The 23,226-nt window shown below is 62.1% G+C and carries 17 protein-coding genes and 1 pseudogene; 5 read left to right on the plus strand and 13 right to left on the minus strand.

Going from position 1 to position 23,226, the window contains the following annotated elements:
- Positions 1-2: 2 nt before the first annotated feature.
- The 4 genes from LU699_RS06930 to LU699_RS06945 form a co-directional block, all read right to left on the minus strand.
- On the minus strand, positions 3-953 hold the full coding sequence (locus tag LU699_RS06930; RefSeq protein WP_232133910.1) for a PD-(D/E)XK motif protein: 951 nt from the start codon (positions 951-953) through the stop codon (positions 3-5).
- Positions 946-3,642, minus strand: coding sequence for a Z1 domain-containing protein (locus LU699_RS06935; RefSeq protein WP_232580524.1), 2,697 nt, complete (start codon positions 3,640-3,642; stop codon positions 946-948). Before LU699_RS06935 ends, LU699_RS06930 begins: the two co-directional genes overlap by 8 nt.
- A gap of 14 nt (positions 3,643-3,656) precedes the next feature.
- Positions 3,657-4,025, minus strand: coding sequence for a hypothetical protein (locus tag LU699_RS06940; protein ID WP_232580525.1), 369 nt, complete (start codon positions 4,023-4,025; stop codon positions 3,657-3,659).
- A 65-nt stretch (positions 4,026-4,090) separates the two neighbouring features.
- Positions 4,091-5,152 (minus strand): ATP-binding protein, encoded by a 1,062-nt coding sequence (locus LU699_RS06945; protein ID WP_232580526.1) that lies wholly within the window; start codon positions 5,150-5,152, stop codon positions 4,091-4,093.
- A gap of 235 nt (positions 5,153-5,387) precedes the next feature.
- On the opposite strand from LU699_RS06945, the gene LU699_RS06950 reads away from it, so the two are divergent.
- Entirely contained in the window at positions 5,388-6,908 is a 1,521-nt protein-coding gene (locus LU699_RS06950; protein WP_232133907.1) for a DNA cytosine methyltransferase, read from the plus strand.
- A gap of 13 nt (positions 6,909-6,921) precedes the next feature.
- Here the strand turns inward: LU699_RS06950 and LU699_RS06955 are convergent, their stop codons facing one another.
- Complete coding sequence (locus LU699_RS06955; RefSeq protein ID WP_268738998.1) at positions 6,922-7,365, minus strand: very short patch repair endonuclease; 444 nt, start codon at positions 7,363-7,365, stop codon at positions 6,922-6,924.
- 376 nt (positions 7,366-7,741) lie between these two features.
- Between LU699_RS06955 and LU699_RS18420 the strand changes: the two are divergent.
- Positions 7,742-7,912 (plus strand): annotated as a pseudogene (locus LU699_RS18420) (hypothetical protein); the annotation flags it as partial.
- Between the two features lie 342 nt (positions 7,913-8,254).
- On the opposite strand, the gene LU699_RS06960 reads toward LU699_RS18420, so the two are convergent.
- The 3 genes from LU699_RS06960 to aceE form a co-directional block, all read right to left on the minus strand.
- Entirely contained in the window at positions 8,255-9,157 is a 903-nt protein-coding gene (locus LU699_RS06960) for a hypothetical protein (RefSeq protein WP_232580527.1), read from the minus strand.
- Positions 9,157-10,176: a hypothetical protein gene (locus LU699_RS06965; protein WP_232133905.1), complete on the minus strand. Its 1,020-nt coding sequence runs from the start codon at positions 10,174-10,176 to the stop codon at positions 9,157-9,159. Before LU699_RS06965 ends, LU699_RS06960 begins: the two co-directional genes overlap by 1 nt.
- 167 nt (positions 10,177-10,343) lie before the next feature.
- On the minus strand, positions 10,344-13,034 hold the full coding sequence (aceE, locus tag LU699_RS06970; RefSeq protein ID WP_232133904.1) for a pyruvate dehydrogenase (acetyl-transferring), homodimeric type: 2,691 nt from the start codon (positions 13,032-13,034) through the stop codon (positions 10,344-10,346).
- A 201-nt stretch (positions 13,035-13,235) separates the two neighbouring features.
- Between aceE and LU699_RS06975 the strand changes: the two genes are divergently transcribed.
- Genes LU699_RS06975 through LU699_RS06985 form a run of 3 tightly spaced genes read left to right on the plus strand, consistent with a single transcriptional unit; the run spans position 13,236 to position 15,867 of the window.
- Positions 13,236-15,059 (plus strand): sensor histidine kinase, encoded by a 1,824-nt coding sequence (locus LU699_RS06975; protein ID WP_232133903.1) that lies wholly within the window; start codon positions 13,236-13,238, stop codon positions 15,057-15,059.
- Entirely contained in the window at positions 15,056-15,496 is a 441-nt protein-coding gene (locus LU699_RS06980; protein ID WP_232133902.1) for a response regulator, read from the plus strand. Before LU699_RS06975 ends, LU699_RS06980 begins: the two co-directional genes overlap by 4 nt.
- Before the next feature lie 5 nt (positions 15,497-15,501).
- Positions 15,502-15,867 (plus strand): response regulator, encoded by a 366-nt coding sequence (locus LU699_RS06985; RefSeq protein WP_232133901.1) that lies wholly within the window; start codon positions 15,502-15,504, stop codon positions 15,865-15,867.
- Positions 15,868-16,147: 280 nt separating this feature from the next.
- On the opposite strand, the gene LU699_RS06990 is transcribed toward LU699_RS06985, so the two are convergent.
- The 5 genes from LU699_RS06990 to LU699_RS07010 form a co-directional block, all read right to left on the minus strand.
- Positions 16,148-17,812, minus strand: a complete 1,665-nt coding sequence (locus LU699_RS06990) for a phosphoethanolamine transferase (RefSeq protein WP_232133900.1) — start codon at positions 17,810-17,812, stop codon at positions 16,148-16,150.
- Positions 17,809-18,558 carry a phosphatase PAP2 family protein gene (locus LU699_RS06995; protein ID WP_232133899.1) on the minus strand — a complete coding sequence of 250 codons (750 nt, stop codon included), beginning with the start codon at positions 18,556-18,558 and terminating at the stop codon, positions 17,809-17,811. Before LU699_RS06995 ends, LU699_RS06990 begins: the two co-directional genes overlap by 4 nt.
- The gene (locus LU699_RS07000) at positions 18,555-18,911 is read right to left on the minus strand and encodes a diacylglycerol kinase (protein WP_232133898.1); all 357 of its coding nucleotides are present in this window, start codon (positions 18,909-18,911) and stop codon (positions 18,555-18,557) included. The genes LU699_RS06995 and LU699_RS07000 overlap by 4 nt, the downstream gene beginning before the upstream one ends.
- Before the next feature lie 406 nt (positions 18,912-19,317).
- Positions 19,318-21,603 (minus strand): NADP-dependent malic enzyme, encoded by a 2,286-nt coding sequence (locus LU699_RS07005; protein WP_232133897.1) that lies wholly within the window; start codon positions 21,601-21,603, stop codon positions 19,318-19,320.
- Positions 21,604-21,717: 114 nt separating this feature from the next.
- Positions 21,718-23,199, minus strand: a complete 1,482-nt coding sequence (locus tag LU699_RS07010) for an OprO/OprP family phosphate-selective porin (protein ID WP_232580528.1) — start codon at positions 23,197-23,199, stop codon at positions 21,718-21,720.
- Positions 23,200-23,226: the final 27 nt, after the last annotated feature.

Genomic DNA, 23,226 nt, shown 5'->3' on the forward strand with positions numbered 1-23,226 from the left:
ACCTAACCCAACAGTCTCGCGATGGTGGAATAAGGCTCGACCTCGAAATCGCCAAGACCCGTCAAATCGAGCAAATAGGAAGCCCCGAGCACGCGCATGTCCGTTGTCGATCGCACAAGGCGCGGAAACTGCCGCTCGACATGAAATGCGCGCACGGCGCCAATACGGTAGCGCTGTCCGTTGTAGCGGTCGGAGCGCGTGTAGTCCCGCCGCAGCAACGACATGCGAAGCCGCGCCTCCCAAGCAGCACCAGCCTCGTTGGCTTGGCCATTTAGCCCGTCCACCACATCGTTGAGGGACCCACCCTCCATGTCAGGGATGAATTCGACGACCAAGAGAACCAACGGGATGCCTGCCGCTTCCAGCTGGTCGAGCGAGGAGATGGACACCTGCTGACAGCTGCCCGCAAGTCTAGCCTTGACCTCGACAAGCCCAAGAGGAAGTGCGAAGTCCTGTGGATGATCGTCGGGGGCAACGTAAGCACTGATACCAGCAGCTACGCCGCGACGCGCCGCAATCTGGTCTAGGAACCACAGTTCCCCCATGAGACCCCGCACCTGCTGCGTAGTCAGATCATTGCTTCGTCCCTCGGCGAGCATCGCTTGCCAGTGATCGAGGCGACGAAAGATCGCTGCGGTGGCGTGCGATGTGTCGACCGCACGACTAGATGCCTCAATGATGTCCCTGCACATCAAATCGAAAACTTCATGGTGCGTCTCGTCGCTGAGATAGAGCGCTACTGACAACGACGGCGCGTCCCCTATCTCGACCACAATGCCCTCCAGCAGGGGTCGCTCGGTTGGCAACTGCTCCGCATGGGCATGCTTGAACAGAACTCCTCTCGCGCCATCATGTCGGCGTGTCCAGTAGACGGCCAGCGGATGGTCCTCGGCAATTCGATGGCCAACCAGATGATCGGCGGGCTCAATGCGCGCCCAGGGATCCTCATGCATCGGCTGGCGCCTCTTCGTCGTCGTCCTCGTCCACGCTGTTGCCGAACAGCTCCCGGTAAGCGACCAGATTTGCTGCGTAGGTCACTAGCTCTTCCTTCTGACCGGAAGGAAGATCGGGAAAGCTCAGACCATAGGCAGCGTGGATCGCCCCTGGCGTGTCAGGCTTGGTGTCTGGGTCACGATGGTGGACGCGCAGCAGGTGCAACATCAAAAGAGGCCGCGAACGCTGTGCGCGGTACGCCTTATCAGGGACATTGATGTCCGAGCCGTGAGCCTTGATTGCTTCTCTGATCTGAAGCGGGTTCAGTCCGACCTTCTCAGCTCCCCTAGACGCCACTCGACGCTTTGTTCCGGACACCAGAAGCGCGTTTCTCCGATCATGTACAAAACGCTTCTGCGCGCCAACCGCTATTCCATGAACATCCAGGACCTCATCGCCAATCGCTCGACTGCTTGAGTAAAGCGCGATGTCCCACTCTGCGAAACCACGCTTGCGGATGTAGTCCGAGAGCGGTGAGGCCTGCATCTCAAGCAAACCCGGATGCACCCCGAACGACGCGATGAAATCGAGCACATGCTCTGTCGGGATGGAACGGAAAATCTGCGTCGGGAGAACTCGCTCCTCTCCTGTCGCCTCGGACGGACCAAGGCTCTGCGCAGCCCTCACAACCCTTTCCAACGCAGCCATATTGCCAGTGCGTGATGACTCGGCCGACAGCAGCACCGATGTTTCGACCATCGAGTTGGCGAGCCCCACTTGTCGCACCATGTCTTTCGCGGTGCGCATCTTGTCCTTGGCCGTGATCATCAAAGTGCCGGGATGACTGCGCACCGCAAAGCCAAAATCCATTGGCGTCAGACCATTGAGCTCCATTCGCCGGATTTCGTCTCGGAGTTCATCAGTTGCGCCCGCGATAAAGCCATACCAGTCACTGGCGTCCTCTCGCAGGAACAATCGGCAGAGATCCCTGAAGCCGTCGCGGTAGCCAAACCACCGCCCCATCTGCAAAAGCGTGTCATACATCTGGGTGTTGCGAAGGAAATAGCTGACCGTCAACCCCTCCAGGGTAAAACCCCGGGAGAGCGAGTTGCCACCTACCGCTATTACATTGAGACCCGTTTCGGCGTGGGCTCTGTAATCTAGTTTGCCAGACTGTTTCGAGGCGTTGACCTGCACGACTGACATGCTGGCAGCTGCTCGATGCAGCTCACTCTGAATTGCAGCCCAAGCCTCGTCCGCATGGGCGTAATGCTTTTGCCATGTCTTGTGCAAGGAATGCATGGACGGGTCCCGCAACGCAATTTCGACCGGTAACGCGTAGCGGTTCTGGATCGATGCCTTCATACCGGTCAGATGCTGATCAATCTCGCGCGCAACATCACCTTGGACGCATGTGAAGCGCGAAACATTGACCAGCATGGAGTGATGCTTGGCCCCCTGACCACGGAGGAACCGGATAGCTTTAGAAAGCACGAAGCAGTCGATCGCTTCGATGAGGGTTTCGTGCAACCCTTCGACGGTCCAGGTGATCTTGTGTGTCGTCGGAAGCCAGTCTTCGGTTCCTTCAAGGTCAACCGTCAACCAGTCCGCGTCGTCGGACAGAAAGTAGTCGTGCGCGCCAACATAGTTCGAAGGAGCGTCAAGCCCAACGATGAAGTCGCGAGGAAAAAGATCTTTTCCTTGGCCATCGGTCTCTTGATCAGGGTCAATGAAAATGTTGGCGAACGGTGTAGCCGTGTAACCAATATAGGCATTTCGCGCCGAGAGGTTCAAAAGCTCCCGAATCAGGCGATTGATGGTCCTCGGTGCCTCAGGATCCTTTGAGGTGTTGACGGATGCGTTGTCTGCCTCGTCATCGATGACGAGCATAGGCAGTGTCAACCCGCCACTTTCGGTGCTGGTCCCGCGGATCCAGTCGATGAGGTTCCGCAGGATCGCGGGGTTCTTCTTGATAACGAGGATAACGGGCTCACGGCTGTTCTGGATCGGGATGCCTAGCCCTTCAGCTCTCGGCCTGCTGAAATCTGTTGCCCGGCTCGTGTAGGCGGTCGCGGTAAATCCCGGGGCAAGGCCACCGACTCCCACCTTGGCTGCGTTGGCCTGCTTAGAGAGTAATTGATCGCTGTCGCGCCCTACGAACCCAAAGTCGACCCGCTCCTGTGTTTGCGAGCGCAGGTTGTTGTGCACGCCCGCAATCAGGATGACGACGCGGTAACCGGCGTCCGCCGCCTTGTTGATGACGCCCAGGTAATTCGCAGTCTTTCCGCTCTGCACATGCCCGACGACCAGACCGCGTCGCGACCAAGCCCCCTCGATCTTCGGGTCGCCCGCCAGGTCTACGATCGTGTCTGTAATCTCGCTGACCTTGTTGACCACCGGCTCGCCCAAGCCCTCAGCAATCAGGTAGCGGCGGTAGCGGTCCCAATAGCGAAACTCGATCTCGTGCTTTCTTGCACGCAACCAAGGCCGGTGACCAGTTGCTTGGATCGTGTGCGAGCTTCCGAGCACAACCTTGAACTCGCGCTCGATCTGCTGAGCTGCCTCGCGAATGTCATTTTGTGTGGGTGGAGGGCTCAGAAACGGAAGTGCGGCCAGCTCGCGCACACGATCTTGAATTTGTTCCGGGGTTTGCGCGGCTTGCTGCGCCATGGCGGTGCGTGCAAGGCCAAGAAGCTGCTCGTGAGGCATGAATCGTCCTTGTGTCAGGTCTCAATGCGTCGCAGTTGCTCAAGAACGGTGCGCGCGGTGGACTGGGCGGTAAAGATCGGAGTGGCGAGAATTGCTTCTGCGACGGCTGCTGGCAGAGTGTCCTGCCCAGGCGCCATGGCCTCGACGAAGGCCGCAAGGAGCTGTTCAAGCTCGCTTGCGTCCATGTCCTGCTGGCGGACCGTTTCCGGACTGCCAGCTACATCAGCGAAAAGGGCTTCCAGCGGCAGCGTGGTTTCGATCGCAATGAGAAGCGGCTCAACGCTGGCTCGCGTACCAGCCGCCTTTTGCAACGACTCGATCAGCGGATGCTCACGACGCACCTCGTAACGCACAGCGCCGCGTTCCTCTACGCGCGCCCACATCGGCAGTCCTGCTGACGCCGCCTCCCGCACGCCGCGGTAGGTGTAGGGTCTCTTGGCTGCTTCTGTCATACGGCGGACAAGTGGCCGCAGTCGTTCACGGATGATGGACGGCGTACGCACGCGCGACTTGCGCACATCGATGCTCCACTGGGCATCAAGTGAAGTCGGCACATCAACTCGCACCCGCAACAGCTTTGTAAGTTCGGCTTTTCGGGCCAGTCCAAAAGCCAGGTGCCCCCGGCAATCAAGCGACGCGCTCGGTAGACATAGAGCCCCTGTGTCTGCACGAGGCTCTCACCAAGTTCAAGTTCGGCGAGCTGTGTCAAGGTCAATCGCTTCTGGTGGGGAAGCGTGAATGCCTGAACGACGACATCGCTTCCGCCGTGGCTCAGAATTTCGACCTCGTGCGCCTCCGACTGGGGCTCGCCGAGGCGGGCGAATGGATCAAGAGCATCGACCGGCGCTTCGTTCACCGTCATCCGCACAGGAGACACTCCATCGCGGGGCTCTGGCGCAATGAAGCGATGGAAGGTCAGGGCAAGATGCCGCTGTGCAGTGGCAAACATTTCGTTGAGAGCCGCATATGCGTGCTCGGGCCGAGAGCCTACGGCGTCGAGACGATCGAGCTTCTGCCAGAGCACGAGTGTCCCATCGCCTGCCATCTGGTCGATCATCGGTAGCGCAGCAATCTCGGCATCCCCGAGGCACTGGAGCAACCAATCATCGGTCTCTATAACCCGATCGAGGTCCCAGCGGCGAGCCGCCCAGACACCATCCACTCGCGAGGCCACCGTCAGGCGTCGGCACTGAGAGAACGAGGCAGTCTTCATGCCCAAGCCGAAGCGGCCCAGATCGCCAGCCTCACGGATCTCGCGAGGGCTGCGACTGCCATGGCGCATGGCGGCAGTCAGTTCAGCCGGCCTCATGCCTCGGCCGTTGTCCACAATGGCGAGAAACGGGCTTTCATCCGGATCGAGATCGTTGAGGATCCGGATCTCAGTCGCGGCTGCTGAGATGCAGTTGTCGACGATATCAGCCAAGGCACTCTCAAAGGAGTAGCCGATGTCCCGCATTGACTCCAGCAACCTTGCTGCGCTCGGCCGCAGCGTCAGTTCACTGCCTTCCATAGTCCCCACCCACCTTGGTCCATCCGCTTTTCGGCTCGCAACACGCGCATGCAACTGTATTTTCTTCAGGGATCAGCTGCGGGAGGAGGCCAGCCGATCCGCCCTCCTTGTCGTAAACTGGCTTCCGTAAGCTACACGCTACCGCGGTCAATCGCACCGTGTAAAAATCTTTGACATTGGCCTCTCGCGCCTGCGATCTTCCCGCGCCCAAGCGCCCCGATATTGGATTTGATCCGTGCCTGCAATTCCCGTCGTAGACATTTTCGCGGGTGCCGGCGGCCTCGGCGAGGGCTTCGCTGCCTTCGGACGAGAGCGCTCGTCTAGAGCTTTCGATCTGATGGCGTCCGCGGAGATGGATGTCCACGCAGCGCAGACATTGCGAACTCGTGCTTTCTTCCGCCAGTTTCGGCCAGCAGAGGTGCCAGAGAGCTACTACCACTACGCAGCTGGACAGACGCCGCAGCCTTGGACTCAGGCAACCCGGTCCCAATGGGATGCCGCCTGTCATGAGGTCATGCAATTGAGGTTGGGCGATCCAGAGCACGACGAAATGCTGCGCGGACGTATACGGACTGTTTCGGCCGAGGCCGAGCACCGCGGCACGCCGTGGGTGCTCGTGGGCGGCCCGCCGTGCCAGGCATTTTCCCTCATTGGGCGGGCGCGCAACCGCGGGAAGGCGGGCTATGTGCCCGAAGACGATGAACGGCACTACCTCTACCAGCATTACCTGACTATCCTCGCCAAGTTCCGCCCTGCCGTTTTCGTACTGGAAAATGTAAAGGGCATGCTGTCGTCCAAGTTGGCAGGACAGAGCGTCTTTAGCGAGATGTTCGAAGGCTTGCAGCGGCCGGGCGGCCCCCGCGGCCCCCGCTATCACATAGAGCCCCTTGTCCAGTCGCTCGGCGACGGCAGGAACTGGGAACCTCGTGATTTCGTTGTTCATGCCGAAGCACTCGGACTGCCGCAGGCGCGTCATCGCGTCATCCTGATCGGCGTCCTTGATGGTGCTGCGCGTCCAATTTCGGCACTTCAGCCGCAGCAAGAGCGCTATACGGTTGCCGACATGACCAGCGGCTTGCCGCGCTTGAGGAGCAATCTGACCGATACGTCTTTTAACTCTTGGCCAAAGTTCTCGCACAAGTTACTGCGCAACTGCGCGAGCTACTCGCGATCGCTCCACAAGCCTACGGCCGAGCGTTTGAGGCAGCTTGCCGACGAGGCCCTGCAGGGCGACGACATTGGACCAGGCGAGCGCTGGCTGGAGGGCAAGACGAATTGCAAGATGCCCGCGCACTTGGAAAAATTCATTAGTGATCCACGCCTCAATGGCGTGATCAACCACCAAGCGCGCGCACACATGGCAAGCGACCTGATGCGCTACGGATTTGCAGCTGCGTTCACCGCAGAGAACGGTCGCTCACCACGAGGTTGCAACGAGTTTCCGAGCCAGCTTCATCCTATGCATCGCAGTTGGTTCGAGAACAATCGCTTCGTAGACCGTTTTAAGGTCCAGCGTAGCGACGCTCCGTCATCAACGGTGACCAGTCACATTGCCAAGGATGGGCATTACTACATCCATCCGGATGCACTCCAGCTGCGAAGCCTCACTGTGCGCGAGGCAGCCCGTCTCCAGACCTTTCCCGACAACTACATCTTCGAGGGACCAGCAGGTAGCCAGCGGCGGCAGGTCGGTAACGCTGTGCCTCCGTGGCTGGGGCATCAGATCGCGGGCGTTGTCCAGGAGGCACTGTCGTAAGCCGCCGCTGGCGCTAACCCGGTCCGAGTTCCAGCTTCTGCTGTGCGGACCGAATGAATGAGGATAGGCGACTAAGCGTTACCTCTGGCTCCTTGCGTAGTGCGCACTCCCAGATCACTGCTATGCGCCAACCTGCTTTTTCCAGTTTGCCTATTGCCTCATGGTCGCGCTCAGAGTTTCGCCTGATCTTGCCTTCCCAGAATTCGGGTCGCGTTTTAGGCAGGCGAAAGTAAGAACATCCTTGATGACCGTGCCAGAAACACCCGTGGGCGAACACAACTACATTCCATCGCGGCAGAACAATGTCGGGACGGCCAGGCAGATCGCGTCGGAACAATCGAAAGCGAAATCCGTCTGCGTGCAGCCAACGCCGGATGGTCAACTCTGGCCTCGTATTCTTTCCCCGAATCCCCGCCATCATGCGCGAGCGGGTCTCTGGACTTATTTTCTCAGTCATGTACGCGCCTGAAAGAGTGCGATGCAGCGACACGCTTGTTTATGACGATCAATAGCATTGCGCATCTTTGGTACGACCTGACCACAAAGGTATCGCAGCAGATCATCGAAGTGAGGTGCCCATGGAACGGATCAAGATCGCACCCTGACGTCATCTTCAGCGAGCGCGTCGTTGGTCGATAATCGAATCCGTCACTTTGCGCTCTTACGCACGCGAAACTAGCATCTTAAGCTTCCCGACCTTACTCAAATTTTGACTACTGACGGGAGCTCAAAGTTAACCTGGCACCGTTAGCTACATGAAGATGGTTGGTGTGACGACCGCAGAAAAGCGCTCAGCGTTGATGTCCCGAGTCAGCTGAAATAATACCGCGCCCGGCTTCGAGCTCCGAAGTCCGCTTTGGCGACAGGGGCTCAGGTATCGATTGCATAGCTGCAAACCTCTTGGCAATCCTGACTTGCTCTTTCTTGGTAGAAAGGTCGCCGTTTTTGTATACGGTTGCTCTGACATCTACATGAAAGATGCCCGCGCTTACGACTCCCAGTGACTCGGCGATAATTTTTGGGATGCAAAGTTGCAACTCAACCACGAAAGGGACGCGCATGCTACGCACGCATTCATCGAACTGGAATGGCGAATTGTTGTTTGGAAATGCGCAGTAAGTGCGTCCGTCGAAGCGGCTGCAAACGAGATAGTGCAATGGATCGACACAAGCACTGTTCACATCTCAATCGAAGCAATAGATCGACCTCGTAATATCTACTAGCACCGACCAGCGCGAGGCGCCAGCTTAGCGGTAAACTCAGTATCAAAAATTATAAAACCTAGTTAGCGCGTGAAATTCAATTCCTCTCACAGCGTAATTATCCAAGGCGGCCGTGCTCTGAAGCTACTCCCGCCTCATCTCAAAAACAATTATGTCGTGAAAGATTACCGAAATGTAAGTTATTAACGGCCTCGACAGAACCTGAAAGAATGTCTCCGCGTCGACAATTCCCGATTGCTTTATGTTGTCGCCGCGTCCACTCATCTGATGAAAGTACCTATTTCTAGTGCTCAACAAAAGCGAATGCAGGTCTGAAAACTTTACCGATATCCTCTCGTTCTCTATTGTGCTTACTGTTACATCGTCTTCATTCCACTTTAGCAAATGATTTTTTACCAAGCTGAACTGTTTGCGCCTGATGTCTTCAGAACCGATAAAGTTGAAATCCAGCGTCGCATTTCGTTCGTCTTCAGAGTAGAAAGCTTGCAAGAAGTTTTTGAAAAATGCCAATTCCCCAGCAGAGGATCCATCCGCCTTCTTATCTGAAATCCAATCCTTGAGCTTGCCGAATGATCCTATGTAGTCACTGGTTTTGGATGCGTAGATCAATGGAAAGGCATATGAAATTCTTTCGTATGCTCTATAAGCGTGAAGAAACGACAAAACCCCGAGTCGCTGCTCTGCTGCACTACAAGCCACTGACATCTCGTCAAGGAAATCGCGATAGAAAACCCTATTTCTAGAAGGGGACCCCATAAAATGGTTCTGATAGTCAACGGACGACAACCCCTCCTGATAATGATCCAAGAAAGAGAGATCAACCCGCTCATTCTTTATCTCTGGCGACTCTAAGAAATTCGTCTCAACCGCTACCCTCACCCCCGTATGAGTGTTGGTTACCTCACAGGTACCGAGAAGCAGTCTGATGCATGCAGCTTCGGGCCGGATTTCTGGAGAGAACTCAAACTGCGTCAGACCTTGAGCTGAAAAATTCTCACGATCTTCAAGAATGATGCTCATCGACATTATGTTGCCGTCTCGTCGTTGCACCATTCAATAAGATTGCCCACGCTGAATTTTTTAAGGACGTTGATTGACTTTATGTATTTGAAGGAAAGCTCTCTTCTGTACTTTCCTAAGTTGACCTTCGATGCATTGATTGCTTTGAATGCTTCATCGAATTTCTCGCAAAGCGTTCCAAACTCTTCTGCGTTTGTTCCCTGAAGCTCATCATAAGAGTGCTTAACACCCACACAGAATCCAACGATATTGTTCTGTGCTTTTAGCCAGTTTTTGGCGGGCGCGTTTTCAGCGAACCGATCAATCATCTCTAGGACAGACTGAAACTGGACGCCCTCAACGGGACCAGCCTGCATTATTTTTGAGATGATTAATTCATCCATCTTCTCCGCGATAATCCGGTTATTATCGTTGTGCAAATTTTCGGTTAAGAAAGCCAGATAACCTTTGGATATGTCACCAAGATTGAAGGCTCCTCGGACGACGCGCTCCGATCTTTCCTTTTCAGTCTGAACGTCTACGCTGAGCTCACGAAAATCAAATAGCTCTTGCGTAAGAACCTCGATCTGATGCCTTGGGCTCATTGGCTTCTGGCCGTTGTTCAAAGTGATCATTCGATATAGAAGCATATCCTTTTTGTCTGCAATAACTATCGAGACATAAAGGCGACGTTCTCCGTCAAAACCTGGGTCTTCACTCACGGCCTTCAGGTTATTAAGCCGCTGCATTCCGTCTAAGATGTATCCGTTTGCTAGATTTTCGTTTATATAGCTTTTGAAATCAAAATCTAAAGAGAATTTGTCTTCGGGATCAACGATAGCCACCGTTATTGGCGGCATTATGCATCCGCCAAGGATGTCGCGACGCAGTCGCTCGTAGAATGCAGGGCTTTGTATCTTCCTTTGGGCTTCAAACCTGTCCACCAGAGGAAAAAGGACTTGTAGTGCATGCCGATAGTCACAACACCCCGTGAGCACCCAACTAGAAATCACTTCGTCTTTATCAATGCTGCTGATTTCAATCATTTGAATCACCAATTAAATAGGTGGCTTGCCCTCTAGGCCTAAGCCATGCAGCGCCGAACTTTCAGAAGGCCGCCGTTCTAGAGGCTAACGTGTTAGGCGAACCATAATGCAAAACAAAGAAAAAAAAGGGCGGCAAGAGCCGCCCTTCAAACGCTTAACCTAAGACCTCAAACCCCAACCGGATTCGCCTTCTCCGGATCGATCTTGTACAGCTTGATCGCCCGGGCGACATCTTTGCCGGTCATCTTGCCGTCCTTCATCAGGCCCTCGATCGCAGCCTGGGCGATGTAGTAACGGTCCACCTCGAAGTGACGGCGCAGGTTGGCGCGGGTGTCCGAGCGGCCGAAGCCGTCGGTGCCGAGCACGGTGTACGTGGCCGGGACGAACGCGCGGATCTGATCGGCGAACGCACGGACGTAGTCCGTGGCGGCGATGACCGGGCCCTGGCGGCCTTCGAGCAACTGGGTGACGTAGGCCTTGCGCGGGGTCTTGGCTTCGGGGTTGAAGCGGTTCCAGCGCTCGGCATCCCAACCGTCGCGACGCAGCTCGGTGAAGCTGGGGCAGGACCAGATGTCGGCGGTGACACCGAAGTCCTTGTCCAGCAGCTCGGCGGCGGCGATGGCTTCGCGCAGGATGGTGCCCGAGCCCAGCAGCTGCACGCGCAGTTCGCCCTTCTTGGCCTTGCCGGCATCCTTGAGCAGGTACATGCCCTTGATGACGCCCTCGGCCGCGCCTTCGGGCAGCGCCGGGTGGCTGTAGTTCTCGTTCATCAGGGTGAGATAGAAGAACTCGTCTTCCTGCTGGTCGAGCATGCGCTGCATGCCGTAGTGCAGGATCACCGCCACTTCGCCGGCGAAGGTCGGGTCGTAGGCGCGGCAGTTCGGGATGGCACCGGCCAGCAGGTGGCTGTGGCCGTCCTCGTGCTGCAGGCCTTCGCCGTTGAGCGTGGTGCGGCCGGCGGTGGCGCCGAGCAGGAAGCCGCGGGCGCGCATGTCGGCGGCCTGCCACGCGGAGTCGCCGATGCGCTGGAAGCCGAACATCGAGTAGTAGATGTAGAACGGCAGCATCGGCACGTCGTTGGTGCTGTAGCTGGTCGCCGCGGCCATCCAGCTGGAGAACGCGCCGGCTTCGGTGATGCCTTCTTCCAGCACCTGTCCGGCCGCGTCTTCGCGGTAGTACGAGAGCTGGTCACGGTCGACCGGCTTGTACTTCTGGCCCTGCGGGGCGTAGATGCCCAGCTGGCGGAACAGGCCTTCCATGCCGAAGGTGCGGGCTTCGTCGGCGACGATCGGCACGACGCGCGGGCCCACCTGCTTATCGCGCAGGATGATCGACAGCGACTGCACGAACGCCATGGTGGTGCTGATCGAACGCTCGCCGGTGTCCTGCATCAGGCGGTCGAACACCTTGAGCTCCGGCGCTTTCAGCGTCTCGGTGCTCTTGCGGCGACGCTGCGGCAGGAAGCCGCCCAGCGCCTGGCGGCGCTCGAGCATGTACTGCACTTCCTCGGAATCCTTGCCCGGGTGATAGAACGGGATTTCGCCGTCCTTGAGCGCCGCATCGGACACCGGAATCTTGAAGCGGTCGCGGAAGGTGCGCACGGCTTCGTCGTCGAGCTTCTTGGTGTTGTGGGTCGGGTTGAGTGCCTCACCGGCGCTGCCCAGGCCGTAGCCCTTGACCGTCTTGGCGAGGATGACCGTGGGCTGGCCCTTGGTGTCCATCGCGTTCTGGTAGGCGGCGAAGACCTTGTGCGGATCGTGACCGCCACGGTTGAGGCGCCAGATGTCGTCGTCGCTGAGGTTGGCGACGAGGTTCGCGGTTTCGGGGTACTTGCCGAAGAAGTTCTCGCGCGTGTACGCGCCGCCGAACGCCTTGCAGTTCTGGTACTCGCCGTCGACGGTCTCCATCATCAGCTTCTTGAGCATGCCGTCCTTGTCCTTGGCAAGAAGCGGATCCCAGTAGCTGCCCCAGACGGTCTTGACGACGTTCCAGCCGGCGCCGCGGAAGCCGCCTTCCAGTTCCTGGATGATCTTGCCGTTGCCGCGCACCGGGCCGTCGAGGCGCTGCAGGTTGCAGTTGATGACGAAGACCAGGTTGTCGAGGCCTTCCCGGCCGGCGACCGAGATCGCGCCGAGGCTTTCCGGCTCGTCCGTCTCGCCGTCGCCCATGAAACACCACACCTTGCGGTCGGACTTCGGCATCAGGCCGCGGGCTTCGAGGTACTTCCAGTAGCGCGCCTGGTAGATGGCGGCGATCGGACCCAGGCCCATCGAGACCGTCGGCACCTGCCAGTAATCGGGCATCAGCCAGGGGTGCGGATAGGACGAGATGCCCTGGCCGTCGACTTCCATGCGGAAATGGTCGAGCTGGGTCTCGGTGAAGCGGCCTTCGAGGAACGAGCGCGCGTAGATGCCCGGCGAGCTGTGGCCCTGGGTTGCGATGACGTCGCCCGGGTGATCGGCCGACGGCGCGCGGAAGAAATGGTTGAAGCCCACGTCGTACAGCGTGGCCGACGAGGCGAAGCTGGCGATGTGGCCGCCCAGATCCCCGGGCTTGCGGTTCGCACGCACCACCATCGCCATCGCGTTCCAGCGGATGATGGAGCGGATGCGCCACTCCAGCTCAGAATTGCCCGGCATCTTCGGCTCGAGATGCGTGGGGATGGTGTTGACGTATTCGGTGGTCGGCGCGAACGGCAGATGCGCACCGGCGCGGCGCGTCAGCTCGACCATGTTCTCGAGCAGCTGGTGGGCGCGTTCCGGACCGCCGACGTCGATGACCGCTTTGAGCGACTCGACCCACTCGCGGGTCTCGGTCGGATCGGGGTCGTTCTGCAGGACGTCGTTCAGCCAGTTCATTCTGTGCTCCAGCGCGGCGCGCATGCCCGCGTCTCATGGGGGTCGTTCGGACCCTGAATTCTAACAGGGGGACGCGACTGACACCGGACGCCAGCGGACGGTCCGCGTTGCCAGCGCCGGGGCCAACCCCCATGATCCCGTGTTCAGGGGTGGATGCGGCATCATGCGCGACCGCTCCGTCCGCGCGAGACGCCCGCCCCGATGCCGCACACCGCACCTGCTCCTTCCCTGCTGAGCCGCTGGCGCCTGCCCGCGCTGGGCATTGCGATCGTGGCCATCGTGGTGGGGCCGTTCCTGATCATGCGGGCGGCGATCAGCGAAGCGGACTACGCGACCGAGAAGGTGCTGCACACCCGCGAGGTGGAATCGCTGATGCAGACGGTGAACGCCGATGCACGCAGCCTCGAAGCAGCGGCCATGACCCGCGCCCGCGGCATCGACAGCCCGCTTCTGCGCCAGCGCATCGACGACGCCAATGCGCGGGTGCTGCCGAACGTGGACGCGGTGCTGGCGCTGACCCGCGACAACCCGGAACAGCAGGCGCGCCTGGGCGCACTGCGCAGCAATCTGGAACAGCGCCTGGCGCGGATCGCCGAAGTCACCCGCGCGGCCGAGTCGGCGACCGACGACCAGATCGACAACATGGTGGTGCTCAATCCCATCCAGCGGCTGATCATGGACATCGTGGCCGACGAGCAGCGTCTGCTCGAAGCCCGCAAGGACCGTGCGTATCGCGCCGACCGCAACGCCGACATCGCCCGCTGGACGTCGATGCTTGTGCAGCTGGCCCTGCTGCTGGGCGCGAGCTATTTCGCGCTGCGCGAGCAGAGCGGTCGCCGCCAGGCCGAAGGGCTGGCCGCGCGGGCGAGTAACCGTTCGGCGCTGGTGCTCGACAGCGTGCGCGAGCCGATCGTGCTGATCGACCGCGACCAGCGCGTGGTGATGCACAACGCCGCGTTCGCCGAACTCTATGGCGTGGAAGGCGGCGAGATCCGCGGCGAGCGGCTGGCGGAGATCGGCGAAGGTGCGTGGGACAACGCGGAAACGCTGCGCCGCTTGCATGACGTGCTGGCCCGCGACCGCGAGCTGTGGGACCACCGCCTCAACCAGAGCACGGTCGACGGCATCGAACGCACCATGCTGATCAACGCGCGGCGCATGCCGCTGCCCGACCGCGAAGATGCGGTGGTGCTGGTGACCGCGTCCGACGTGACCGCGCAGACGATCAGCGAACGCCAGATCCGCGAGCTCAACCAGCAGCTCGAAGGCAAGGTGGAACAGATTTCCGACGTCAACCGCGAACTGGAGGCCTTCAGCTATTCGGTGTCGCACGATCTGCGTGCGCCTTTGCGCCACATCGCCGGCTTCGCCGACAAGCTGGGCCGGCACCTGGGCACCGAGGTCGACGAGAAGACCACGCATTACCTCGGTGTCATCGGGGGTTCGGCGCGGCGCATGTCGGCGCTGATCGATGACCTGCTGGTGTATTCGCGCCTGGGCCGCAGCGCGCTGCGCCTGCAGAGCGTGGACCTGCAGTCGATGGTCGCCGACACCCGCGCGATGCTCGATTCGAACGCGGCGTCGGAATATCCCGGCCATCGCATCGAGTGGACGATCACGCCGCTGCCGATCATCGTCGGCGATGAGAACATGCTGCGGCAGGTGTGGCTCAACCTGCTGGGCAACGCGGTCAAGTACAGCACCGGCAGCGAGCCGGCGCAGATCGAAGTGGACTGCCACCGCGCCGCCGATGGTGGTTACCAGTTCAGCGTGCGCGACAATGGCGCCGGCTTCGACATGCAGTACGCGGGCAAGCTGTTCGGCGTGTTCCAGCGCCTGCATTCGGCGACCGAGTTCCCGGGCACCGGCGTGGGGCTGGCCAGCGTGCGTCGCGTGCTCGGTCGCCACGGTGGTCGCATCTGGGCCGAGGCCGAGCCCGGCAAGGGCGCCACGTTCCACTTCACCCTGCCTGCTTCGGTCTCCGAAGCGGGTGCATCTTCAACTCCAGGACATTCCCTGACATGAGCGAAATCCGCACGATCCTCCTCGCCGAGGACAGCCCGCACGACGCGGAAATGGCCATCGACGCACTGCGCGACGCCCATCTCGCCAATCCCATCGTGCACGTGGAAGACGGCGTGGAAGCGCTCGACTATCTGCTGCAGCGTGGCAAGTACGCCGACCGCGCACCGGGCGATCCGGCGGTGCTGCTGCTCGACATCAAGATGCCGCGCATGGACGGCCTGGAAGTGCTCAAGCAGCTGCGCGAGCACGAAACGCTCAAGCGCATGCCGGTGGTGATCCTGTCGTCGTCGCGCGAGGAAAGCGATCTGGCGCGCAGCTGGGACCTCGGCGTGAACGCCTACGTGGTCAAACCGGTGGACGTGGACCAGTTCTTCGAAGCCGTGCGCACGCTCGGCAAGTTCTGGGCCGTGCTCAACGAAACGCCCGACGAAGAATGACGGTCGTGAGCGCGCCGCTGCGGGTGCTGATCGTCGACGACTCGCGCGACGATGCCGAGCTCACCGAGCTGGCCCTGCGCGACGCGGGCATCGAAGTGGAGGTCCGCCGCGCGTATGGCGAAGCGGGCCTGACCGACCTGCTGCGTGACTTCAGACCGCAGATGGTGCTGTCGGACGTGAACCTGCCGGGTTTCTCCGGTGCGGAAGCCATGGGCCTGTCGCGCGCGATGCTGCCGGGCGTGCCGGTGGTGTTTCTGACCGGCTCGGCCATCGGTGCGCCGGGTGAGGAATTGCCGGTCGGCGACGGGCTGGTGTTCAAGGACGAGCTGGAATTGCTGCCTGATGTGGTGCGGGGGTTGGTCGCGCCGTAAGTGGGTTGTGGGTTGCGCATCGTGTTGCGCGCTTGAAGTGTTTGGCGCTGCTGGGTGTTCGCGGCGCTGGTGGGGCGATGGGAATCGCTTCGCTTTATCCGTCTTACGGAATTCTGGCGCGTGGTTACTGCGGTGGGATTGCTGCGGGCGTCTGCCCTCACCCCAACCCCTCTCCCAAGGGGAGAGGGGCTCAAAAAGCTGGCCTTGCGAGTAACCGAGCCCCTCTCCCTCTGGGAGAGGGGTTGGGGTGAGGGCAGCGCGGACCAGACCGGCTCGAATCTCATTCCAGCGCAACGGTACGACGACACGGCGCAAACAGATCCAGATCCGGCGCGTAGGCCTTCGTCCGAACCCCGAACACCCCCAGCACCGAATGGAACAGATTGTCGTGACTCAACGGCGCGCCGGACCGTGCGCGCAGGCAGCGCATGTCCAGATCCATGTCAGCCGCGAGCCCGGACGACACCCACGCGATCATCGGCACATGCAGCTGCTGCGACGGTGCGATCGCATACGGCGCGCCGTGCAGGTACAGGCCGTATTCGCCGAGCGATTCGCCATGATCGGACACGTACAGCAACGCGGCATCGTGGCCCTGTTGCTGCTGCACGAGATCCAGCGCGCGGGCGAGGAAGGCATCGGTGTAGCCGATCGCGTTGTCGTAGGCGTTGGCGATCTGCGCCGGTGTGCAGCGGCTCAGCTCCGCGGTGTGGCAGGCAGGCTTGAAGGTCTCGTACGCGGCGGGATAGCGCTCGAAATAGTTCGGCCCGTGATTACCGAGCTGGTGCAGCACGATCATCAGATCGCCGGGCGTGGCGTCGATGCGCTCGCGCAGACCGGTCAGGAGGATGTCGTCGAGGCATCGGTCGCCTTCGCACAGTGCGGGCGCGTCGCTGGCCTGCGTGTGCTCGATGCCGGTGCCGTCGCACACACCCTTGCAGCCGGACTGGTTGTCGCGCCAGCGCACGTCCACGCCGCTGCGCGCGACGACATCGAGCAGCGACTCGTGCGCACGGATCGCGGCCTTGTCGTAATGCGCGCGGCCCTGCAGCGAGAACATGCACGGCAGCGAGACTTCGGTGCTGGTCCCGCAGGCCTGCACGTCACTGAAGTTCACGATGTCGCGTTGCGCCAGCTGCGGTGTGGTCTGGCGTGCGTAGCCGTTGAGGCCCCAGTTCTGCGCACGCACGGTTTCGCCGACGACGAGCACCAGCAGCCTCGGCTTCTCGCCGGGTGGACGCGACACGCGCGCGGCGTCGGCGGCGATCGGCAGGCGCTGTCCCGGCGGCGGTTCGGGCGCTTCGGTCAGTGCGCGCACCGTGGACACCACGAGATTGCCGGGCGTGATGCGGTAACGCAGTGCGTGATCGCTGCGCATCAGCGCGAACATGCCCTGCGACGACAGCAGCACGGCGATGGTCGCCAGCAACGCCATCGCACCGAGAAACACCGCGCGCGCGGCGATCGCCTGGCGCAGCGGACGCGGCCTCACCCGGACCCACGCCAGCACCAGCAGCGGCGGCCCGGCCTGCAGCAGCACATGCAGCACCAGCCATGGCGACAGCAGTTCGCGGCTCTCGGCGGGATCGGTGTGCAGGACGTTGAGGATCATCTCGACATCGAACAGCACCGCGTAATGGCGCATGTAGAACGTGGCGATCGCGGTGACCACGATCAGCGTGGCGAGCACCGGCCGCAGCGCGCGCCCGATCGCCACGAAGCCGAACAGGAATGCGTGCAGCGCGAAGATCGCCACGCACAGCGAGGCCAGAAGACCGGGCGAGGCGCCGTCGTGCACGGCGGCCTGCCAGAAGCCGACGTTGCAGATCGCGACGAAGTACAGGCAGGTGCCTGCGAGCAGGGATTCGGAGGCGACCTGCGGCCGCGTCAGCCAGCCACTGCGTTGCGCCTGGACCAGCTGCCCGCGCCAGGGACGCGCACTCATCGCAGTGCGCCATGCGCTGCGTGGATGGGTACCGTGCGCGTGGATATGGAGTCGCGCAGCTGCGCAGGCAGCCAGACGCGTGCAGACAGCGCCGCGATCAGCCAGCACAGCGTCAGCGCCCACAGATCGTGCGACAGGAAATGCGCACCGCGAAGCTGCTGCACGATGCCGAAGAGCAGACCCAGCGCGAGTCCGAACGCGAGGCCGAGATGTCGCAAGTTCCGCAGCGATGGACCGGCTGCCGCGCAGGCGAAGTACAGCGCCACCCACGCATAGCCGGCCGCGGCATGCGCCGCCGGAAAACAGGCCGCCGGGCCCAGTGCTGCAGGGCGCGCGTCGAATGGCGACAGCCAGGGATGCGTGCCGCCGTAGCGCTGCAGATCCCACGGGCAATCGATGCCGGTACGCGTCTTGAGAACCGCCACCAGCAAGGTGGCGAGCGGCACCGTCACCAGCACGTAGCCCAGCGGGCGACGCCATGCCTGCGGCACGTGACCGCTCCAGGTCAGGCCCAATGCAACGGCCGCCAGCATCCAGCAGCTGATGCTGAAACGGCGCCCGCCGACGTGCAGCAGTTCCGCGCTCCACCAGGCATCGCGCGCGGCCCAGGTGCCGCCCTGCCAGGCGTAGAGGTGATCGGCCCACCAGGCGTCGCCGCCGGTTGCGGCCAGCAGCAGCGTGAATGTAACCGCGCCGGCGACTACGCCGAACAGTGCCGGCATGCGCGTGAGGGATTCGGCGGTCACAGCACGCAGATCCAGACCGCGGCGTGCAGCAGCAGACTCACCGTAACCGCCGCCGAACCTGCGTCCTTGGCCTTGCCGCTCAGCGCATGCCAGTCGGCGCCGACGCGATCGACGACCGCCTCGATCGCGGTGTTGAGCAGTTCGACGACGAGCACGAGGCCGAGCGTGGCGAGCAGCAAGGCGCGCGACAGCGGCGCGAGATCGAGCGCGAACACGAGGACGAGCAACGGGGCGGCGAGCAGCAGTTCCTGGCGGAACGCGGCTTCACTGCGCCAGGTGTCGACCAGGCCACGCCAGGAATGCCCGGTCGCACGCAGCAGGCGTCCGGCACCGGTGAAAGGAGGGTTGCGCATCGGCAGGCTCTGCCGGGAATCCGTCCCGGCTTGTCGCGGCGCAGGATCGACAGCGCCACGTCGGAGCGGGGTCGGAGAGATGTTCGTTGGGGATTAAGGCGGGGGTGCGCCTTCATTCGAGCGGATCACTGCGGGCGTCTGCCCTCACCCCAACCCCTCTCCCAAAGGGAGAGGGGCTCGGTTATCGCGAGCTCTGGCTTTTCTGCCCCTCTCCCTCCGGGAGAGGGGTTGGGGTGAGGGCGGGCGCATCAGCCGATCGAAACGAAATCGGTGCAGCGGCCCAAATCAGCTCCGCCGCGACCGGACCGTTTGCCCCCATGCCAACCTTCCACCCGTAAAGGGCGCAATGCCCCGCTGGCGGAAGGTGCTGTTCAACGCGAAGCCGAAACCTCGCACGAACGGGCCATCAACCCTCCGCCAGCTGCGCCTTTCGAATCTGCGCATCCACCGAGGCGATCGCGGTCATGTTGATGACGCGGCGCGGGGTGGCGGACGGGGTGAGGATGTGCGCGGGCTTGTTGACGCCCATCAGGATCGGGCCGAGTGCCGCGCCGCCGGTCATCACGCGGATCATGTTGTAGGTGATGTTGGCGGCGTCGATGTTCGGGAACACGAACAGGTTCGCGCGACCGCTCAGCGTGGTGTCGGGGAGCATGCGACGGCGCAGGGATTCGTCCCATGCGGTGTCGCCCATCATCTCGCCGTCGAACTCCAGCTTCGGCGCGCGGCGCACGAGGATCTCGCGGACTTCGCGCATCTTGCGGGCGCTCGGGTCGTCGTGGCTGCCGAAGTTGGAGTGCGACAGCAACGCGATCTTCGGTTCGATGCCGAACAGCTTCAGACGGTACGCAGCCTGGATGGTGCTCTCGGCGATCTGCTCGGCGGTCGGGTCGGGCTGCACGTGGGTGTCGACGAAGAACCACAGTCCCTGGTCGTTGACCACGCCGGTCATCGCCGAGGTGCTCTGCAGGCCCGGGTCGAGACCCAGCACGCTGCGCACGTAGCCGAGCTTCTTGTGGAAGCGGCCGACGATGCCGGTGATCATCGCGTCGGCTTCGCCGCGGTCGACCATGATCGCGGCGATCAGCGTGGGGCGCGAACGCAGCAGGTTCTTCGCCGAATCCGGCGTCACGCCACGACGCGAGGTCAGCGCGTGGTAGTGCTGCCAGTACTCGTTGAAGCGGGGATCGTCGTTGATGTTGGTCAGTTCGAAATCGCGACCGGCGACCAGACGCAGGCCCAGGCGCTTGATGCGCATGTCGATGACGTCGGGGCGGCCGATCAGGATCGGCGTCGCCAGGCCTTCGTCGACCACGGTCTGCACCGCGCGCAGCACCACTTCCTCTTCGCCTTCGGCGTAGACGATGCGCTGGCGGTCGCCGCGCGCACGGTCGTAGACCGGCTTCATCACGAGGCCCGTGCGGTGGATGAACTGGCCGAGCTTCTCGCGATACGCGCGCATGTCCTCCATCGGACGCAGCGCAATGCCCGATGCCATCGCCGCTTCGGCAACGGCCGGGGCGACGATGGTCAGCAGGCGCGGGTCGAACGGGCGCGGGATGATGTATTCGCGTCCGAAGCTCGGGATCTCTTCGCCGTAGGCGCTGCCCAGATCGCTGGCTTCTTCCTTCGCCAGCTGCGCGATCGCGTGGACGCAGGCGAGCTTCATCGCTTCGTTGATGCCGGTCGCGCCGACGTCGAGCGCGCCGCGGAAGATGTAGGGGAAACAGACCGCGTTGTTGACCTGGTTCGGGTAGTCGCTGCGGCCGGTCGCGATGATCGCGTCCGGGCGCACGCGCTTGGCGTCCTCCGGCATGATTTCCGGATACGGATTGGCCAGCGCCAGGATCACCGGGTTCGGCGCCATCGCCTCGACCATTTCCGGCTTGAGGATGCCGCCCGCCGACAGGCCGAGGAACACGTCGGCGCCGACGAGGATCTCGGCCAGCGTGCGCTTGTCGGTGTCGCGCGCGTAACGCGCCTTGTCCGGATCGAGATTGTCGCGGCCGGTGTGGATCACGCCGTCGCGGTCGAAGGCGAGAATGTTCTCGGGCTTGAGGCCCAGCGCGACCAGCATGTCCAGACACGCGATGCCCGCGGCGCCCGCGCCGGTGGTGGCGAACTTGACGTCCTCGATGCGCTTGCCGGCGATCTCGAGCGCGTTGACGATCGCCGCGCCGACGATGATCGCGGTGCCGTGCTGGTCGTCGTGGAACACCGGGATCTTCATCCGCTCGCGCAGCTTGCGCTCGACGATGAAGCACTCCGGCGCCTTGATGTCTTCGAGGTTGATGCCGCCGAAGGTCGGCTCGAGGCTGGCGATGATCTCGACCAGCTTGTCGGGATCGGTCTCGTCGACTTCGATGTCGAACACGTCGATGCCGGCGAACTTCTTGAACAGCACGCCCTTGCCTTCCATGACCGGCTTGCCGGCCAGCGCGCCGATGTTGCCCAGGCCCAGCACCGCGGTGCCGTTGGAGATCACCGCGACCAGATTGCCGCGCGCGGTGAGCTCGCTGGCGGCGTTGGGATCCTTGACGATCTCCTCGCAGGCGTAGGCGACACCCGGCGAATACGCCAGGGCGAGATCGCGCTGCGTCAGCATCGGCTTGGTCGCGCTGACCGTGATCTTGCCGGGCGGCGACGCGCGGTGATAGTCGAGGGCGGCCTGGCGGAATTCGTCGTTGGACATCGTCGGGGGATCTACTCTGGGAAAAAATGACGCGGGACAGGATTCTAACCCCGCCCCGCGCAAACCCCTGGACGGGGGCGTGTGGTCCGCTTCAGGACCGGTCGGAACGGCCGGTCAGAACACCACCTGGGTGCGGATGTTGAAGGTGTTGCCCGAATCCATGCCCGCATAGGCGCCGACCTGGTTGTCGGTGTTCCAGCGCACGTAGTTGAACATCACGCGCGACCAGTTGTTGAGGTACCAGTTCAGGCCCAGCGTCCACGAATCGCCCTCGCCGCCGCGCGCGGCGTCGGTGAAGTCGTACTTGTCGTAGCGCGTGGCGAGTTCCCAGGCGCCGATGCCGCCGTCGGTGACCGGGCGCGCGACGCGGGTGGTGCCCCAGACGCCCGAGCGGGCGCTGAAACCCGGCTTCTCGCCGGTGATCAGCCAGCCGGCGTAGGCCGAGTGGGCCTTCTGGTCGACTTCGCCGACCGAGGTCGAGCGCAGCGTGGTTTCGCTGGTCTCGGCGAAGGCCCAGACGTTGCGCCAGGTCCCGCCCAGCTCCGCGCCCCAGACCTTCTCGCCGGTGACATCGTTGATGGCGCTGGCCGACACGCGCACGTTGTCGTTGAAGCGCGAGGCCACCCGCGGAGTGCGGTTGATGCGGTTGGTGTCGACGCCGTAATCCTCATGCACGTACCAGCCACCCACATGCAGGAAACCGGACGGGCGCTTGATCGGATTCACATGACCGCGGAACGAATAGGTCAGTGAATCGGTCTCGGTGCCGGTGTTGCCGACGTCGTCGCCGGTGACGCCGAAGGTGGTGTGCCAGTTCTGGCCGATCATCTTCATCTGCACGCCGAGGCCGAAGTAGCCACTCGCCGGCATGCCGACGCTGGCGACCGCGTTGCGTTCCATGAAGGGCGTGCGGGTCAGTGTGGTGCTCGAATCGATGGCGCGGTCTTTCAGCTTGTTACCGACGTAGAACTCGGTGGGAATGCTGCCGAGCATCGTGTCCCAGCTCAGGTAGGCATCCGACAGGCTGACGGTGTTGTCCGAGAGTTCGGCGTCGATCTTGTAGCCCAGCGCACCGATGGTGCCCTGCGCGCCCAGACGCGCCTGGCGCAGGTTGGTGCCGGTGATGTTGCGGGTGTCGAAGTCGGAACCGTGGGTGGACGAGAAGTCGACCAGCACGCGGCCGCGCGGATTGAAGGTGAAGCTGCGATCGCTGTTGCGGAACTCGGGGCCGCCGCGGCGCCAGCTGACGTTGCCGCCACCGCCGCCGGTGCCGCCGCTCGCGGCGAGCTGCGCGACCTGGGCCTGCAGGATCGCCATGTCGTCCTGGCGGGTGTCGGCAACGGCGGCGTCGATCTGTGCCTGCACGCCATCGACGGGCGCGGTGGCGGGTGCTGCGGCGACGGCCGGTGCGCCCATCGCGTCGAGGCGCTGATTGAGCGCCTGCAGCTGCGCGGATTGCTGCTGGATCTGTTCGGCCTGCAGGCGGATCAGTTCACGCAGCTCGGTTTCGGTGGCGGTATCGGCGGCAAAGGCGGGCAGCGTGGCCAGGCCCAGCAGCGCGCCCGCAGCCAGCGCGCGGGTGTGTGTGCGATTCATTCGGTTGTCTCTCCCATGGAGCAGATG

The organism is Luteimonas fraxinea, from assembly GCF_021233355.1.
GTDB classification, from domain to species: Bacteria; Pseudomonadota; Gammaproteobacteria; order Xanthomonadales; family Xanthomonadaceae; genus Luteimonas; species Luteimonas fraxinea.

Bases quoted from the DNA above. Each gene is read 5' to 3' on its own strand.
- LU699_RS06930 (WP_232133910.1), bottom strand. From the start codon at position 953: ATGCATGAGGATCCCTGGGCGCGCATTGAGCCCGCCGATCATCTGGTT.
- LU699_RS06935 (WP_232580524.1), bottom strand. From the start codon at position 3,642: ATGCCTCACGAGCAGCTTCTTGGCCTTGCACGCACCGCCATGGCGCAG.
- LU699_RS06940 (WP_232580525.1), bottom strand. From the start codon at position 4,025: ATGTGGGCGCGCGTAGAGGAACGCGGCGCTGTGCGTTACGAGGTGCGT.
- LU699_RS06945 (WP_232580526.1), bottom strand. From the start codon at position 5,152: ATGGAAGGCAGTGAACTGACGCTGCGGCCGAGCGCAGCAAGGTTGCTG.
- LU699_RS06955 (WP_268738998.1), bottom strand. From the start codon at position 7,365: ATGACTGAGAAAATAAGTCCAGAGACCCGCTCGCGCATGATGGCGGGG.
- LU699_RS06960 (WP_232580527.1), bottom strand. From the start codon at position 9,157: ATGTCGATGAGCATCATTCTTGAAGATCGTGAGAATTTTTCAGCTCAA.
- LU699_RS06965 (WP_232133905.1), bottom strand. From the start codon at position 10,176: ATGATTGAAATCAGCAGCATTGATAAAGACGAAGTGATTTCTAGTTGG.
- aceE (WP_232133904.1), bottom strand. From the start codon at position 13,034: ATGAACTGGCTGAACGACGTCCTGCAGAACGACCCCGATCCGACCGAG.
- LU699_RS06975 (WP_232133903.1), top strand. From the start codon at position 13,236: ATGCCGCACACCGCACCTGCTCCTTCCCTGCTGAGCCGCTGGCGCCTG.
- LU699_RS06980 (WP_232133902.1), top strand. From the start codon at position 15,056: ATGAGCGAAATCCGCACGATCCTCCTCGCCGAGGACAGCCCGCACGAC.
- LU699_RS06990 (WP_232133900.1), bottom strand. From the start codon at position 17,812: ATGAGTGCGCGTCCCTGGCGCGGGCAGCTGGTCCAGGCGCAACGCAGT.
- LU699_RS07000 (WP_232133898.1), bottom strand. From the start codon at position 18,911: ATGCGCAACCCTCCTTTCACCGGTGCCGGACGCCTGCTGCGTGCGACC.
- LU699_RS07005 (WP_232133897.1), bottom strand. From the start codon at position 21,603: ATGTCCAACGACGAATTCCGCCAGGCCGCCCTCGACTATCACCGCGCG.
- LU699_RS07010 (WP_232580528.1), bottom strand. From the start codon at position 23,199: ATGAATCGCACACACACCCGCGCGCTGGCTGCGGGCGCGCTGCTGGGC.